The 15,818-nt window shown below is 40.3% G+C and carries 13 protein-coding genes and 1 other RNA gene; 4 read left to right on the forward strand and 10 right to left on the reverse strand.

The window, feature by feature from the left end; genetic code table 11:
* Positions 1 to 176 precede the first annotated feature (176 nt).
* The gene (locus AWM73_RS04740) at positions 177 to 1,559 is read left to right on the forward strand and encodes an N-acetylmuramoyl-L-alanine amidase (protein WP_230080669.1); all 1,383 of its coding nucleotides are present in this window, start codon (positions 177 to 179) and stop codon (positions 1,557 to 1,559) included.
* An 82-nt stretch (positions 1,560 to 1,641) separates the two neighbouring features.
* Here the strand turns inward: AWM73_RS04740 and dtd are convergent, their stop codons facing one another.
* From dtd to AWM73_RS04760, 4 genes are all read right to left on the reverse strand, one after another.
* Positions 1,642 to 2,088, reverse strand: coding sequence for a D-aminoacyl-tRNA deacylase (gene dtd, locus AWM73_RS04745; protein WP_060778309.1), 447 nt, complete (start codon positions 2,086 to 2,088; stop codon positions 1,642 to 1,644).
* Between the two features lie 78 nt (positions 2,089 to 2,166).
* Positions 2,167 to 4,413, reverse strand: a complete 2,247-nt coding sequence (locus tag AWM73_RS04750; protein ID WP_060778310.1) for a RelA/SpoT family protein — start codon at positions 4,411 to 4,413, stop codon at positions 2,167 to 2,169.
* 91 nt (positions 4,414 to 4,504) lie between these two features.
* Positions 4,505 to 5,455 (reverse strand): 50S ribosomal protein L11 methyltransferase, encoded by a 951-nt coding sequence (prmA, locus tag AWM73_RS04755; protein ID WP_060778311.1) that lies wholly within the window; start codon positions 5,453 to 5,455, stop codon positions 4,505 to 4,507.
* Between the two features lie 15 nt (positions 5,456 to 5,470).
* Positions 5,471 to 5,968, reverse strand: a complete 498-nt coding sequence (locus AWM73_RS04760) for a hypothetical protein (protein WP_060778312.1) — start codon at positions 5,966 to 5,968, stop codon at positions 5,471 to 5,473.
* 212 nt (positions 5,969 to 6,180) lie between these two features.
* On the opposite strand from AWM73_RS04760, the gene gpsB reads away from it, so the two are divergent.
* The 3 genes from gpsB (at position 6,181) to AWM73_RS04775 (ending at position 8,213) form a co-directional block, all read left to right on the forward strand.
* Positions 6,181 to 6,546, forward strand: coding sequence for a cell division regulator GpsB (gpsB, locus tag AWM73_RS04765; protein ID WP_060778313.1), 366 nt, complete (start codon positions 6,181 to 6,183; stop codon positions 6,544 to 6,546).
* 65 nt (positions 6,547 to 6,611) lie between these two features.
* An RNA gene (gene rnpB / locus AWM73_RS04770) (RNase P RNA component class B) lies at positions 6,612 to 6,967 on the forward strand.
* A gap of 103 nt (positions 6,968 to 7,070) precedes the next feature.
* Positions 7,071 to 8,213, forward strand: coding sequence for a THUMP domain-containing class I SAM-dependent RNA methyltransferase (locus AWM73_RS04775; protein WP_060778314.1), 1,143 nt, complete (start codon positions 7,071 to 7,073; stop codon positions 8,211 to 8,213).
* A 137-nt stretch (positions 8,214 to 8,350) separates the two neighbouring features.
* Here the strand turns inward: AWM73_RS04775 and AWM73_RS04780 are convergent, their stop codons facing one another.
* The 6 genes from AWM73_RS04780 to AWM73_RS04805 all read right to left on the reverse strand — a co-directional run bounded on the left by AWM73_RS04780 (position 8,351) and on the right by AWM73_RS04805 (position 15,798).
* The gene (locus AWM73_RS04780; protein ID WP_060778315.1) at positions 8,351 to 8,875 is read right to left on the reverse strand and encodes an AmiS/UreI family transporter; all 525 of its coding nucleotides are present in this window, start codon (positions 8,873 to 8,875) and stop codon (positions 8,351 to 8,353) included.
* Between the two features lie 172 nt (positions 8,876 to 9,047).
* The gene (locus tag AWM73_RS04785; RefSeq protein ID WP_060778316.1) at positions 9,048 to 9,842 is read right to left on the reverse strand and encodes an inositol monophosphatase family protein; all 795 of its coding nucleotides are present in this window, start codon (positions 9,840 to 9,842) and stop codon (positions 9,048 to 9,050) included.
* A 25-nt stretch (positions 9,843 to 9,867) separates the two neighbouring features.
* Positions 9,868 to 11,343, reverse strand: a complete 1,476-nt coding sequence (locus tag AWM73_RS04790) for an alpha-amylase (protein WP_060778317.1) — start codon at positions 11,341 to 11,343, stop codon at positions 9,868 to 9,870.
* Positions 11,344 to 11,516: 173 nt separating this feature from the next.
* Positions 11,517 to 12,779 (reverse strand): YkvI family membrane protein, encoded by a 1,263-nt coding sequence (locus tag AWM73_RS04795; protein WP_060778318.1) that lies wholly within the window; start codon positions 12,777 to 12,779, stop codon positions 11,517 to 11,519.
* A 202-nt stretch (positions 12,780 to 12,981) separates the two neighbouring features.
* Positions 12,982 to 14,799, reverse strand: coding sequence for an FAD-dependent oxidoreductase (locus AWM73_RS04800; RefSeq protein WP_060778319.1), 1,818 nt, complete (start codon positions 14,797 to 14,799; stop codon positions 12,982 to 12,984).
* 114 nt (positions 14,800 to 14,913) lie between these two features.
* Positions 14,914 to 15,798 carry a mechanosensitive ion channel family protein gene (locus AWM73_RS04805; RefSeq protein ID WP_060778320.1) on the reverse strand — a complete coding sequence of 295 codons (885 nt, stop codon included), beginning with the start codon at positions 15,796 to 15,798 and terminating at the stop codon, positions 14,914 to 14,916.
* Positions 15,799 to 15,818: the final 20 nt, after the last annotated feature.

Raw genomic sequence — 15,818 nt, forward strand, 5'->3', positions numbered from 1 at the left:
GATTACCTAATTGTCTTAAAAATGTCAACTGATTTAATAAGTTTCCGCTGTTTTTATTTGAGATTTTTATTATAATGAGTCATATGTATACTTTCCAGTATTTACCCCACCCCCAGATAGTCTGTCTTTCTTAAACTGGCTAGACTAAAAAAGAAAGTTCTAAGGAGGTTCAACTCTTGGCCAAAAATTCTCCTTCACAAACAAAAGATAAGAAAAAAAATACCTATTTAGTTTTCTCTATTATTATTCTGACCTTATTCATTATTGCTTTTGCCCTGATTTATCACGTTAAAGTTAAGTCGACCAAAGAAGTGACCACTGGTGTTATTAATATGAGAAATGGTCCTGGAATCACTTATGATATCTCCCAACAAATTGACCAAGGAAGTCAATACCAGGTGCTTGAGGAAAAGCACGATTGGAAGCATATCATTCTTGACAATGGTCAAAGCGGCTGGATTCCCAATTGGTTAGCTAATGATAGCTTAGCTAATAATGAAGAAGAAGCGAAGGCAGGAACAGGATTTATTGCCACAGTTTTATCCGACCAGGTTAACGTTTATCAAGATGATTCCACCAATTCTCAAGTGATTGGCCAAGCCAATGATAATGAAAAATATAATATCCTCTACCAGTCAGGTGATATGATCAATATCCAATACAAGGACGACATTGGCTGGATCCCCCAAAATCAAATTGAAATCACTCCGGGAGTCATTAGCCAAGCCCCAGGACGCCAACAGACTAAGGAAGAAAAAGCAGCCACAGACGCCTTCCTAGCTAATTATGACGCCTCAGTGACCGCTACCGCTGCCGGTGTCCATATCCGCAGCCAGGCAAGTAATGATTCAGAAATTATCTATAAGGGTCAAATCCATGAAAAATTTGCCTATCTTGGCCAGGATGGTGCCTATTACCATGTCAAAGCCCAAGACGGTACGGAAGGTTACCTGGCTAACTGGTTAGCGGAATCAGATTCAACCGCCATGGAAGATAAGGCAAAATCCCTAGCCAATACCTCAACCATTAAAGGAAAAACCATTGTCTTAGACCCTGGTCACGGGGGAAGTGATCCAGGAGCCATCCGCGGTGATAAACAGGAAAAAAATGTCACCCTAAAAACCGCCCAAGTGGTGAAGGGACTGCTTGAAGATTATGGGGTCAATGTCCTGATGACTCGGGAAGATGATACTTTCGTTGACCTAGCGCCGCGTGCAGACATCTATAATCAAGCCCAAGCGGATGCCTTCATTAGTCTTCACTATGACGCTGCTGAAGAAACTACAGTATCGGGAACCACCGTTTACTACTACGATGACGCTTCTATTCCTTTAAGCGAAAATGTCCAAGCTCAATTGATGGAAAAAATGCCCCTGGCAAGTAATGGCACTCGTTTCGGTAATTTCCAAGTCATTCGTGATTCAAGACCCCCTGCAATACTGATTGAATTGGGCTACATGAGTAATCCAAATGATGTCAAGGCCTTTAGCCAAGATGAATATTATCAAAAAGTTGCCCAAAGCATACTCAATGCCTTAATTATTAATTACCAAGAATAAAGTAAATAATGGCAGAAAAAAACTCACTCAGGATTTAAAAATCTTGAGTGAGTTTTCATTTTACCGAATAAAATCGTACAAGCTATTCATCTGAATCTAAGATAATCGTTATTGGACCGTCGTTAGTTAATCGAACCTGCATATCTGCACCAAACTGGCCAGTTTCAACTTCTAAACCATAGCTATTGCGAAGTTCTTCATTCAGTTCTTGATAAATGGCATCACCATGGTCTGCTTTTGCCGCATCAACAAAGCTTGGCCGGTTGCCCTTCTTGGTTCTCGCATAGAGGGTAAATTGAGAAATGGATAGGATCTTACCGCCAACTTGCTTAATATCCAAGTTCAATTTATCGTTTTCGTCAGCAAAAATTCGCATTTTGGCAATCTTTTTAGCCATGTATTTAACGGTCTTTTCAGAGTCACTATCATGGACCCCCACGAGGAGGACGAAACCATGGTCAATGTGTCCGACTGTTTCGCCGTCAATACTTACACTCGCTTCTTTAGCGCGTTGGATAACAATTCGCAAAAAATCTCCCTTTCTATTTAATAAATTTTAATCATTCATCTATTCTCTCATCGATCGCTGACATTTTAAAGACATTCACTAAACCCGTTCAACATCATAAACATCGGGAACATTTTTAATACGATCAATAATCTTCTCTAACTGATCTAAACTTTGAATAACTATTCTAATGCGTACCTTCAAATTATTGGTCTTATGATCAACATTTCCATTGACGTTAGAAATATTGGTTACCAAAGGCGTGATAACCTGCAAGATATCATTAAGAAAACCGTTACGATCAAAACCATCAATCATAATTTCTACCGCATAGGAATTATTATGGGTAGCCGCGTCTTCCCAATAGACTTCAATCAATCGTTGAGCCTGGACCTCATTCATATTTTGGATATTTTGACAGTCTTGGCGGTGAATGGTTACCCCCCGTCCCATAGTGATAAAACCAATAATGTCATCACCTGGTATGGGGTTACAGCAATGAGCTAGGCGGAAGAGAACATTATCTTCACCTTCTACCACAATACCATCATTGTGGCGAACGGCCATCCGCTCGGACTTGCCACCTCGGTTGGACTGACCGTTATTTTTACGCTCCTCCTCTTCTTGGAGGAAATCTTCCAGTTTCGACTGATGTTCTTCTTTATCACGGCGTTTCCGTTCATTTTCAGTGATCTTATTGGCGACAGCGGAAGCGGATAGTTCACCAAAGCCCACTGCTGCAAATAAGTCGTCGATACTTGAAAAATTAAAGCGTTCCAAACATTTAGCCTGCATATCTTTGTTGAATAATTCATTAAAGGAAAAGTCCATCTCTTTAACGGTTTTAATCACAGCTTCGCGGCCACGCTCAATATTTTCATCACGGTCTAATAATTTAAAATGTCGTTTTATCTTATTTTTAGCCCGATTGGTCACCACGAAATTCACCCAGTCCCGACTAGGACCAGCAGAATTCTTAGAGGTTAAGATTTCAACAATATCACCGGTATGTAGGCCATAGTTCAAAGGAACAATCTTTCCGTTGACCTTAGCTCCTACTGTACTATGCCCGACTTCAGTGTGAATTTGATAAGCAAAATCCAGCGGGCTGGCACCGGAAGGCAATTCGCTAACATCGCCTTTAGGGGTAAAAACATAGACCTTGTCTTTAAAGATATCTTCCTTAACGCTTTCCACAAACTGAGTGGCATCATCCGAATCATCTTGTAAGTCTTCAATTTGATGGAACCATTCTAATTGTTTATCTAAATCATCTGTTTCTACCTTGTCGGTAACACCCTTTTTGTAGGCCCAGTGCGCTGCCACACCATACTCAGCGACTTCATGCATATCAAAAGTCCTAATCTGAATTTCTACCGGCTGACCATGTTCACCTAGGACCGTGGTATGGAGAGATTGGTAGCCATTGGCCTTAGGCATAGCGATGTAGTCTTTGAAGCGTCCTGGTAGTGGCTTCCAGCTGGTATGGACAATGCCTAAGACCGCATAGCAATCCTTCACGCTGGGAACCAGGACACGGATGGCTAGGAGGTCATAAATTTCGTCAAAGGTTTTCTTTTGCTGGTGCATCTTTTTATAGATGGAATAGATATGCTTAGGACGTCCATAGATATCGTATTCGCCATCAATAATAGGTTTAACATACTTATTTAAAACGTCAATCGTCGCATCAATATAAGCTTCACGTTCTTCTCTTTTTGAGTTCATCAGATGAACGATCTGGTAATAAGCCTCTGGATTAATATAGCGCAAACAGGTGTCCTCTAATTCCCATTTGATTTGACTCATCCCTAGGCGGTCGGCTAAGGGCGCATAGATATCAAGGGTTTCTTCGGAAAAGCTGACTTGCTTTTCAGGGCGGTGCCATTTTAAGGTGCGCATGTTATGTAAACGGTCAGCCAGTTTGACCACAATCACTCGTAAATCATTAGCCATGGCTAAGAGGAGCTTTTGGTGGTTTTCAGCTAGCTGTTCCTCTTTGGAACGATACTTCACCTTTCCTAACTTCGTCACACCATCCACTAAGGTGGCAATAGTTTTTGAGAAAAAGTACTCAATATCGTCCAAAGTGATGCCGGTATCTTCAACAACATCATGCAAGAAACCAGTGGCTACAGTATCCGGGTCCATTTGTAAGTCAGCCAGAATACTGGCCACTTGGGTGGGATGGATAAAAAACGGTTCCCCCGATTTACGTTTTTGTCCTTCATGCGCCCTCTCCGCAAAAGCGCAGGCTTTTTTTATCATTGCCACTTTATCTTCAGGCATATATTGTTCACAGGAAGCGATGACTTCTTCTTTACTTTTATTTTTTATTTCTGACATAAGAAGCCCTCCATTCTACAAGATCTTTTTAGACACATATCTAAGTAAATTAAATCTATTATAACCCGCCTGAATGAGTGCAGGCAATTACTTAAAGACTATTTTTATCCTTATGCTCTCTCCCCTTCTTGGCTAAAATCCCAAACCAATCCCCAGCTCGCATAAGCCAAGGTAAATAAAAATCATTGGTGATTAATGCTTCCTTTAGCTTGTCAACTTCAGTATAGTAGATGCCGGATAAGATAAAGGATCCATTATCTTTTAAGTTGTCATAGGCTTGGGGGATGAGCGGCAAAAGGATATCCGCTAAAATATTGGCAGTGATCACATCTACCTGGTCATGGATACCGTTGAGCTTATCGTTAGACTGAACAGTCACCTGATCCATGCCAGCATTGAGGTTGATATTAGCCTTAGCAGTTTCGATAATACTCTCATCATAATCATAGGCTGCAACGCTTTGAGCGCCTAAACGCTTTGCCGTAATCGCTAAAATACCAGAACCTGTCCCTACGTCAATCACGCGATCGCCCTTTTTGAGGACGAGTCCCATTAAATGTATGGCTAACTGGGTAGTTGGATGGTCCCCAGTTCCAAATGCCATACCAGGATCTAGATAAATCGCATGAGTATCCGATTGATGGCTGCCTTTTTCCCAGACCGGAATAATTGATAACCAATGATTGACTTGAATCGGTTGATAATAGTCTTGCCAGTTCGACGCCCAAGATTGGTCTTCCAAGCGGTTAATGCTTAGTCCTTGTGAGGACCAAGCAGGATCAAGTACCTGTAATTTTTCAGCAACCGCTTCTTTTAAGGCAGATTGGTCCATTTCGGCTGAAAAATAGCCTTTTACAATGGGTGAGTCCCCATATTTTTCTAGGACATCATCGGTTTTAAAGACACCAAAGGCTGAGGGAAGCTTTAAATAATCTTCGATATCTTGGATAGCAACCCCATTAGAACCGAGCGCCATTAAACAATCCGATACTAAGTCAGAGGGAATATTTTGACAATGTATAATGATTTCTAACCAGTCCATAATCTCATTCTCCATCTAGAAACAAAGTAAGGAAGCATCGTAACGATTGGCTACCTTCAAGTTATCAATAATGGTTGCTAAGGCTTTAGTGGACCAATGAATTGTCATTTGCTGGCGTACATTAGCTTCTAAGCCCCGTAATTGGTGGGCAGTTTCGTTAACAAGTTGGTGAATAAGTTGTAAGCAAGCGTCAATATATGACTTTTCAAAAGCATTAGGCGCTTGATTAGCGGGAATGATAATGTGGTTACTTTGACTATCATTCTTCCTAGCATGTTTGGAAAATGAAAAGCTCAGGGCATAATAATCGAGATCATTATAGTATTGACCAAAATGATCCTCAAAAGTCACTGGAGCAGTACGGTATTCACCAGCTGGGTTAGCAATAAAAAATTGTAATAATAGTTCGCCTCGCTGGCCATCTTCAATTAGGCGCCAAGGAAAAGCGTTGGGCTCTTTTTCTAGTTGTTCTTGAAGGTACTTTGCTAAGGAATAAAAACGTGTATTTGCCATGTCAATCTCCTTTTTTAACTATCCCTTGCCCCCTATAAAAAGTTTTATCGATAAGGAAGCGATTTTTTGTAATTAAGTCCATTATAGCAGTAATTGGTCAATCAAAAAAATTTCTTAATAATTTTCTTAAACCCAAGAGACCCAGTCTTAATAAAAGTTCTTTTATGCTATAATGGTTTTATTACAATTATTACTAATTTGAGGTGTCTGGAATGTCTGCTCGTAACTTAACAACCAAAGATATACTACAAAAAGAATTTAAACCTGCCTTGCGTGGCTTTAATACCGAAGAAGTTGACGCGTTTTTAGATTTAATTATTCGTGACTATGAATCCTATGAAAAGGAACTAGCCTTTTTACGCCAAGAAAATAATCGCTTAAAACAAAATATCGAAAGTGAAAGCAAACAGACGAACACCACTAGTAGGAGTTCTAGTCAAGCGGCAACGACTAACTACGATATACTCAAGCGCCTTTCTAAACTGGAAAAAACGGTCTACGGACAAAGCATTCGCAAACAAAATGAGAACTATCAGGAAGATCCTGTTGAAGAAACACGTATTTACCGTAGCGAATAAAAGTCAACAGAAAACACTAGCAATTTAATCGTATTTACGGTAGAATTCTAGAGTTGAACATTGTAAATTTCGGGTAATCGCGGGTACCAAGAGGTATCTGAGGAAAGTCCATGCTCGCACAAGCTGAGAGGCTTGTAGTGATCGTGCTTAGCAAAACCATAAGCTAAGGCTCAGACGGCGGACAAAAAAGCTAAGGACTTAGTCTAGGCTTGAGTCATCCTGAAAAGTGCCACAGTGACGAAGTTGAATGGGAAACCATTCAAGTGGAACGCGGTAAACCCCTCGAGCGAGCAACCCAAACATTGGTAGGGGCACTTGACGAATCGGAAATGAACGAATTCGTCGGGGCAGTAATGCAGATAGATGATTACCGATCAAGTAGCTTCCTGACCTACTTGTGAACAGAACATGGCTTATAGAAATTTACATCAGGCAACATAAGAGGCTGGGACAATGTTCCAGCCTTTTTATCATAGCGATTTTCATGTTAAGATGTAACAGACTAACTAATAAAGGAGACCATTATGAAACAATATTCCTTAATTGCCACCTGCGCTAGCGGGATTGAGGCCTTAGTATCCAAAGAATTAAAAGATTTGGGCTACCAAAGACAAAATGAAAATGGCAGAATTCGCTTTCAAGGTGATCTTAGTGATGTTGCAAAGACCAATATTTGGTTAAGAACTGCTGACCGGATAAAAATTGTTATGGGAGAATTTAAAGCGACCACTTTTGACCAACTTTATGAACAGACCAAAGCCATTGCCTGGGAGGACATCCTCCCCCTCGACGCTGAATTCCCCGTTTCAGGGAAATCAGTAAAATCTAAACTCCACCATGTGCCGACATGTCAGAGTATGGTTAAAAAGGCAATCGTTGACCGCTTGAGTGAGGTCTACCATCGTCGTGGTCATTTACCAGAGACCGGTGCTCGCTACCCCATTGAGATCAGTATTCATAAGGATAAGGCCCTGCTGACCTTGGATAGTTCAGGAACTAGTCTCTTTAAACGAGGTTACCGTCAAGAAAAAGGTGGCGCCCCTCTAAAGGAAACTTTAGCTGCAGCCTTGGTTGATTTAACCACATGGTTTCCGGACCGCCCCCTTTATGATCCGACCACTGGCTCTGGAACCATCGCCATTGAAGCGGCTATGAAAGGGATGAATATTGCGCCAGGTCTTAATCGCTCTTTTGTGTGTGAAAATTGGGATATTTTTCCTAAAGAAGTCTTTGACCAAGTCAGAGACCAAGCGCGGGCTGATATTAACCATGACATTCAATTAGATATTCTCGCTTGCGATATTGACCACCGCATGATCGAGATCGCTCAGAAAAATGCTGAAGCAGCGGGTGTTAGCCACCAGATCCACTTTAAACAAATGCAATTAGCTGATTTTACTACCCAAAAAAGCTATGGCATCATTATCTCCAACCCCCCCTACGGTGAACGTCTTAATGATGAAGATTATATTCATAAGCTTTATAAAAAGATGGGAGAAATTTACCGACCACTCAAAACTTGGAGTAAGTATATTTTAACCAGTGATGAAAATTTCGAAAGTTACTATGGCCAAAAAGCCACTAAAAAACGTAAGCTCTACAATGGGGCCCTTAAGGTAGACTATTACCAATACTGGGGCGAAAAACGTCCTCGTAACAAAGCATAAAGACTAAAAAAGACTGTCATTACCGCTTTCTCTTCACTTAGTAAGATTGACTAGGTGAATAAGATTGCTAATCACAGTCTTTTTATATGCCATTAATTTTTTCTTTTAAAGTCAGGCCATGCTTTTTTATTCTAAAACTATAAAGTACTTGGCCAGTTTCCGGTGAGAATGAGCAAGGCTGGAATCCAGCAAGTCACTACCCCGGCAAAAATAGTCAAATAATATAACCAATCGCCGTATTTACGGCCTAAATTATGACTAAAGTAATTGGTTGCCCATAAATAACCCCACATAATCCAGTTAAAGACATCCCAATAATTACCGCCATTCCCCATTAGAATCCAGACAGCAAAGAAAATCGAGTTAAAGGTAACAAATATGGAGAAGTAACCCAAATTTTTGTTATCCCATTGCTTTATCCGGTTGACACCGTAAGATAAGTAGGTGTAACCAAATAAGAGACCTGAAATCGCTGTATAATAATAGGTTGAGTCTTTTTCAGCAAAAATTCCATGAACACAAATCATGACATTTAGAAAGATATACAAGAGCCCAGTAAAAATATTAATTAGTGCGTTGGAATTATCTTCAACCTTATCAAGGTAGTTTAACCCATTGGAAATCAGAACAATTCCAGAAAACATTAATGTTATCCCTGACATTTGGACATTCTCCTTTGCTTGTTAATGTATTTAACTTAACTATAGCAATTTGCCAATAACTTTCAATTGATAATTTGCCAGGGACGTACACTCTGATGATATTGTATCTATTGAATCTTTATTTAAAGTATATTTTATTTAATTATTGGAGCGAATTCTGTTAGGGATAATTTTAAATACTATAATTGCCCGTATCTGTATAAGACTGAATGTGGGGCTCAAGCTCATTAAAACAAGCTGGACTAGCGATGATAAAATTAGAGGGCCTAGTGTAATCAGGCATTTGATTAGAAAAATTTGAAAAATGAAGCCCCATCTCCTGAGCCATCAAAATGAAAGGCGCATAATCCCAGGGTCCCCCACCAGGGTTGACAAAGGCACCATATTGGCCCTTAATCACGCTAATTCCATCTAGTGAAGAGCAGCCATAATTGCGGATATCGAAGGCATTTTCAGCAATATAATAGAAATAGTCGCGTTTAATATTATGTTGGGGAGAAATACCAATAAGAGATTCTCTTAGACTAAGGTCAACCACAGGCTCTAAGCGCTTGCCATTACAATACACTCCACCCCCTAAGCTGGCAGAGTATAATTCATCTCGAAAAACATCATAAATATAAGCTAATTTAGCCTGTCCATGTGAAAAATAAGTGACCATCGTGGCGTAATTTTCTTTTTGCTTTACAAAGTTTGCCGTGCCATCAATCGGGTCAATAATCCATAGATGACTAGCCTTTGGATCTACCTCTGTTTGCCCATAAGTTTCTTCTCCGATAATGGTCTGATGGCCAGGTAATTGCTTAATATGGTCTTCAATTAATTCTTGAACAGCGATATCGATTTCAGTGGCTAAGTCACGAAAATCACGCTTTTCTTTGGTTTTGTAGCTGGTATTTTCTTGAATGAGGTCTTTAATTTCAGGGAACCAGGACTTTACTTCTTGGTCTAATTGGTCAATATTCATAGTGAAAACTCCTTCATTTTGATGATCATTGGCTATCTTCGTCTTCTTCATATCTGCTCCAAACAGCCACTCCTCCGGCTGGACAGGTAAAACAAGCCAGGCCCTTTTCAGAAATAGTAACTACAGACTGGTCCATATCCTTTGATGAAAAGACGAGTCCCCACTGCTCCTGGGCATGTTCTTCCCCTACATCCATCTCCTTATAGCCGGCCTCCCCGTTAGACATCAATACAGCCAAACCACTAGGATGGTCTTGGTCTCCCTGCCTGGTAAAGCCAACACAATTGGGATGGTCAAAATAGTTATTTTGTTTGCCATAGGCTTTATCCCGACGTAAGTCTAACAAGGTATCTAACATGGCTCGCTTATTTGGGATAGGCTGGTCTCCTTGGATACCATAATAGTCGCCATAGAAAACACAGGGTAAGCCATTTTCGTGGAGGAGAATGAGCGCATAAGCGATCGGCTTGAACCAATCTTCCACCCATGATTCAAGAGACTGTCCAGGTTGGGAATCGTGATTATCGACAAAGGAAATGGCCAAGGTTGGATTGTTTTCTAATAAAGTATCATTCAAGATAGTCGACATATCAAATTGATCCCAAGACGTAGAGACAGCATAAAAGTTCTGATGGAGCTTAACATCGAAGAGATCGATATTGAGTTCCGTTTCCTTTAAATAATTTTCTAAACTTTGATAATCACCCTTCCAATACTCGCCAATAAAGTAGAAATTAGGAAATTCATTAAGTATTTTGTCGCATAGACTGTCAATAAAATCATCATCAATATGCTTTAAGGCATCCAAACGAAAGCCGCTAACCCCGGTTTCCTTGATAAACCATAAGGCCCAGTCTAGAACTTCTGCTCTCACTTCAGGATTATCATAATCAATATCTGCATACATTAAATAGTCATAATTACCATTCTCATCATCGACATCTTCATTATCCGACCAACCTTTGTTAAGGCCCTTAATCATAAATATGCCCTTTTGATCCTTAGCCTGGTCATAATCCACCCCAGAAAAATGTGACCAATTCCAGGTAAAGTCACTATATTTTCCTTTACGTCCTGGGAAAGTGAACTTGGTCCAGCCTTCAATGTCGTGAGCCTGACTAATTTTTCTTTGGCGATTGTTTGGATCAACTTCATAAGCTTGAAAAACTTCCGTCTGGTCAGCCCCAGCCTTATGGTTTAAAACCACATCAGCTAATGGACTAATCTGTTGGTCTTTCAAAGCTTGAATAGCTGTTAAATAATCAGTTTTACTACCATATTTAGTCCGAGTACTGCCCTTTTGATCAAACTCACCCAGGTCACATAAGTCATAGATGCCGTAGCCCACATCATTTGTCCCGGTAGCCTTACAAGCTGGCGGCATCCACACATGGGTAAATCCTTGCTGGGCTAAATGACTAGCATCATTAGCTAGACGCTGCCAGTGTTTACCGTCATCAGGGAGTTCCCATTCAAAATACTGTATCATGGTTCCATTCATGTCCTAGCCTCATTTCCTTAATGACCTAAATAGCAACAAATTCAACCCAATTATACTTAATCTTTTCGAAATATTAGGATAAAACCCCTTGTGAAAAATGAAAGTTTGATAGAAGATTGAAAGTTTAAGTGAAAACATTAAAATATTATACTCGCTTAATAATGGTTAAGGGCTTATTCCTCCGTGTTATTTTCTTCTTCATAGATGGTTTTACCTAGCTCTTGAACTTCTGCTTTCAACTGTTTATTTTCAACATTAGATTCATCATATAAGCGCTCCATATGTTTCTTATCGCGAGTATCAAAGTCGTATTCCTCATCAATACGATCAATTTCATGTTTTATCAATCGGTCTCTAATTTTGTTTTCTCGATGAATTTTACGGTAACGTAATAGCCATTGAATAATTAATAACGCCATCACAAAAATACCTAAATAACCAATTAAGGGGAAGAGATAAGCCACCAGAGTTTCAAAGCCGATAAATGAAAGAGCGAAGCCAACCACTACTAAGATAATCATTGCTTTTGAAAAATATTGCGGTTTAGTACGGACCACCCTTTTAGCAAGCGCATAGTAGGTCCCAATCGCTGTGTTATAAATCATACCGAAAATGATCAAGGCCATAATCATTCCCAAAATCGGATGAACCTTGTTATATAGCTCCAGTAAAGGCATAGAACTGCTTGCAACGCTATTAATATTTAAACTGATAGAAAAAAAGGAGGCAAAGAGTAATAAAGTCACCAAGGCTCCCCCAAAGAATCCACCAACCCCAGCTTGTTTAGGACTATATTGCTCACCTCCGATGACCATAGCCATCGACATGGCTAGCATAAGAGCTAAACAGGAATAATTAATAGTAGAAATAAACCAATTGGGTAAGGTTGTTTCTTGGGCTGCAGAGATAGTCATCGCTTCGTCAAAGCCAAGCGGTTGTTGGACCAGTGTATAAATGAGCAGAGCGATTAGAAAAATAATCACAAAGGGAGTTATGGCACCAATCAAAGTGGTTACCTTATCGACGTCCAAATAAGCTGTTGCGATCACTAAAATAGATAAGACTAGAGCTCCGATCCAAATTGGCCAATCAAACTGTTGGTTGAGATTAGTCCCTGCCCCAGCAATCATCACAAATCCGGTACAAAAAAGATTAAAATTAATAATAAAGTCAATCACTTTAGAAACAAAGGGAGAAGAAATATGGTTAAAGACTTCACTGTGTTCTTGAGCCTTGTAGTAGGAACCAAATTGAAGGAGAACTACGCCACCCACAATAAATAGAAGCGCTGAAAGGCAGAGACCAACAATTCCCCACTTACCAAAAGAAACAAAATACTGTAACATTTCCTTTCCAGAAGCAAAACCGGCACCGATAATTACTCCTAAATAAGCAAGCCCAATATGGACCATATTTTTAATTTTCTGATTTTGCATTGCTAAATCCTTTCTTATTTTCGCTTGCTTTCTTTCATTTACTTGATGAATTCTTGTTGATGAATTCTTGCTCGCTATTTTCTTAACCAATCCCTTCTCATTCTAGAAATAAAGGGCAGAAGTAATCGTTCCTTTCCTTAGTCTTAATGGCTATCAGAAAGTAACCATCACTTCTGCCCGTAAAATGTATTAGTTGACTTAATTAAGCCTTAACCATAGACTGTGCTGCTTTACGCCCCTGGTGAATAATCCCTGAAATTGCCGTACCAGAGCCAGGATAATAAGGACCAATCCATTCACCGGCATTAAGCCCCGCTGCATATAAGCCAGGAATCACTTGACCGAAAATATCGAGTACTTGGCCATCAGTATTAATTCTTAGCCCCCCAAGCGAGCCCAGATTACTTGCTGAATTTTGATAAGCATAGTAAGGCGCTTGATCAAGAGGCTGGATGCCAGTTTTTCTTTCATATAAGGGATCCAAGCCTTCCTGAGCATAACGGTTCCACTCTTCAACGGTAGCGTGTAAGTTATCATAGGGAATATCAAGTTTTTGGGCTAATTCTTCCAAGCTGTCTGCACTAATCACAAGACCTGCTTCAATATCTGCCTGGATATTTTCTTCAGTCCAAGGACTTCCTGGAGCGCCTAATGTTCCACGGTCAAAAATCATATAAGTTGGCTTGAATAATTTTTTCTCTTCTTGAAAAATTGCCCGATAGTGATAAGCATAAGTCGCATCTTCACAAACAAAACGATTGCCTTGTCCATTAACTATAATCATTGGCAAAGTAGCCACTCGATTATCCGTTGCGTTACCAGTTTTCCCGCAAAAGTCAATACATCCTCCAAATCCACCAATAGCCGCCCCTACAGACTGGCCTAAGAGAATTCCATCCCCCGTATTGGTTGCTGTTGAAAGGCAGGTATTATATTTTAAATCATGGTAGTGTTGAGGGCTTAAATCACGGGCTAAGGCTGGATTATGGTCAATGGAAGCCGTTGCTAAGACAACTCCCTGATTAGCAAGGTAAAACTGTCTTTCTCCTGCCGATTTAGCAAGCAGTCCTACCACCTTTTTCCCTTGATGAACTAAGGAAACTGCCGTGGTATTATACTTAATCTCAGCTCCCGCTACTAAGGCCGCTTGGAGGAGATGTTGAGTTAAGACCACCCCCTGGCCTCCGGCACCTCCCCCTTCATAGACATGGATACGATCAGCATGGAGATCTTCTTCAACATAAGGAATATGACTATGTCCATATACCGAAGTCCAATGAATACCTAAGTCTTCTAACCATTTTATATTTTCTGGAGCGCCTTGGGCTAGATCTTTAACCAGTTCTGGATCAACAGTCTCTTCTCCCGCCTTAAGCCACAAGCGGTAATGCTTTTCGGGAGTGTCATCTGCGAAGTCGGTAAATTCTTTTTGCTGGTCAGTCCCTGCTGCTTGAAGGACTCCGCCTGAATAATTGGTGGTTCCACCAGCAATACCCGCCTTTTCACAAATTAAAACTTTGAGCCCCGCTTGACTGGCTTCGACAGCCGCCGCTAGGCCCGCTCCTCCAGCCCCAACCACAATAACGTCATAGGTCCCAACCGGCTCAAGGTCATCACGATAGGCTGTTGCCGCTTCTACCGGAGAAGTATTTTTAGGACCGGATTTAGTCTGTTTGCTAGCCGAAGAAGTCGCATCTATTCCATCCTCAACCTTAGCAAAAATACTAGGGTTCAAGGCATCAGTTGTTGATATTTTTCCTTGAGCGAGTGCAACCGCTTTTTCGACAGCTGACCGCAAGGCCCGGGTTGAAAAACTGGCTCCAGTGATAGCATCCACACTACTAGACCCCTTGGCTAAGATATTTTTCTTCATTTGTTCAATTCCTAGACCACCAACCAGGGCCTGGTCACTATAATCCACATCAAGGGAATCGATTTTTCCTAGCTTTGGATCAATGCCTACTTCTACTTGAATTGGACCATGGAAGCCCTCCACCACTGCTTTAAACTTATTACTCATAATTACATAACCCTTTCTTTTTTAATAGGAAAATCTTCTTATTGCTAGTGTACCATGAAAGCACTTTCCTACTAAAGCAAACTAAGAATGGCATAAGAAAAAACTAGTCTAAATCTAATTTTCAACCTTAACCACTGGAATAATTGGCACCTCAATGCCTTTATTCATAAAGGTTTGGTAAAGAGCGTTCTGCATCAACATCTTATTTTGTCCAATAGCATCATAACTGGTAAAGAATTCAACAAAAACCTTATAGGCGCTATTTCCTACCTCGATCCGAATCTTAGGCTTTTTATCTGCTCCTAAACTCTCCATTTTTCGTTCAAAGATTTCTAAGGATTCATCGTCGCATTTATCCATAAACTTACTGTATTGTTCATAAGCTACCCGAGCGGTAATTTTCATCACTTCTTCAGTATTTTCTCTGAAATCAACTGGTACCATGACATCAACCACGACAAAGGGGCTGTCATGATTGTAATTATATACAGCGTGGTCAAATATCCAACGGTTAGGTACCGAAACATAGCGTCCGGTATAAGAGCGTTTTTCAGTTAACTTGCCGATCTCAGCCAAGTTAATTTGTAAAAAATCAAAATCAACCACTTCACCGGAAACGCCATTAATATCAATTGCACTACCTATTCTCAGGGGCGAGCGAACATAGATATAAATATAAGCAACCAAGTCAACGATAATGTCTTTAGACGCTAAGGCCGCAAAACCAACCACGATAATAATCATTACACCGAATAATTCCACTCGGGTAAACCAAATACTTAAAATAAAAAAACTAATTAAAAGGATCAAGATTAAACGGGTGACTCGGATAAAGGCCTGCGCTGTACTATCGCGTTTAAATAAGCGGGGTAAAAACCATCCCAAGGCTTTCATAAATAAAAACCCGATTAATATAAGTCCTAGAGAAATCAAGACATTTTTGACAAATAAATCGGAATCAGATTGGTCACTGTTTAAATAATCTAAGAATTGATGCATGCCCTCACCCTTTAAACAAT

Source organism: Aerococcus urinae (genome assembly GCF_001543175.1).
GTDB classification, from domain to species: domain Bacteria; phylum Bacillota; class Bacilli; order Lactobacillales; family Aerococcaceae; genus Aerococcus; species Aerococcus urinae.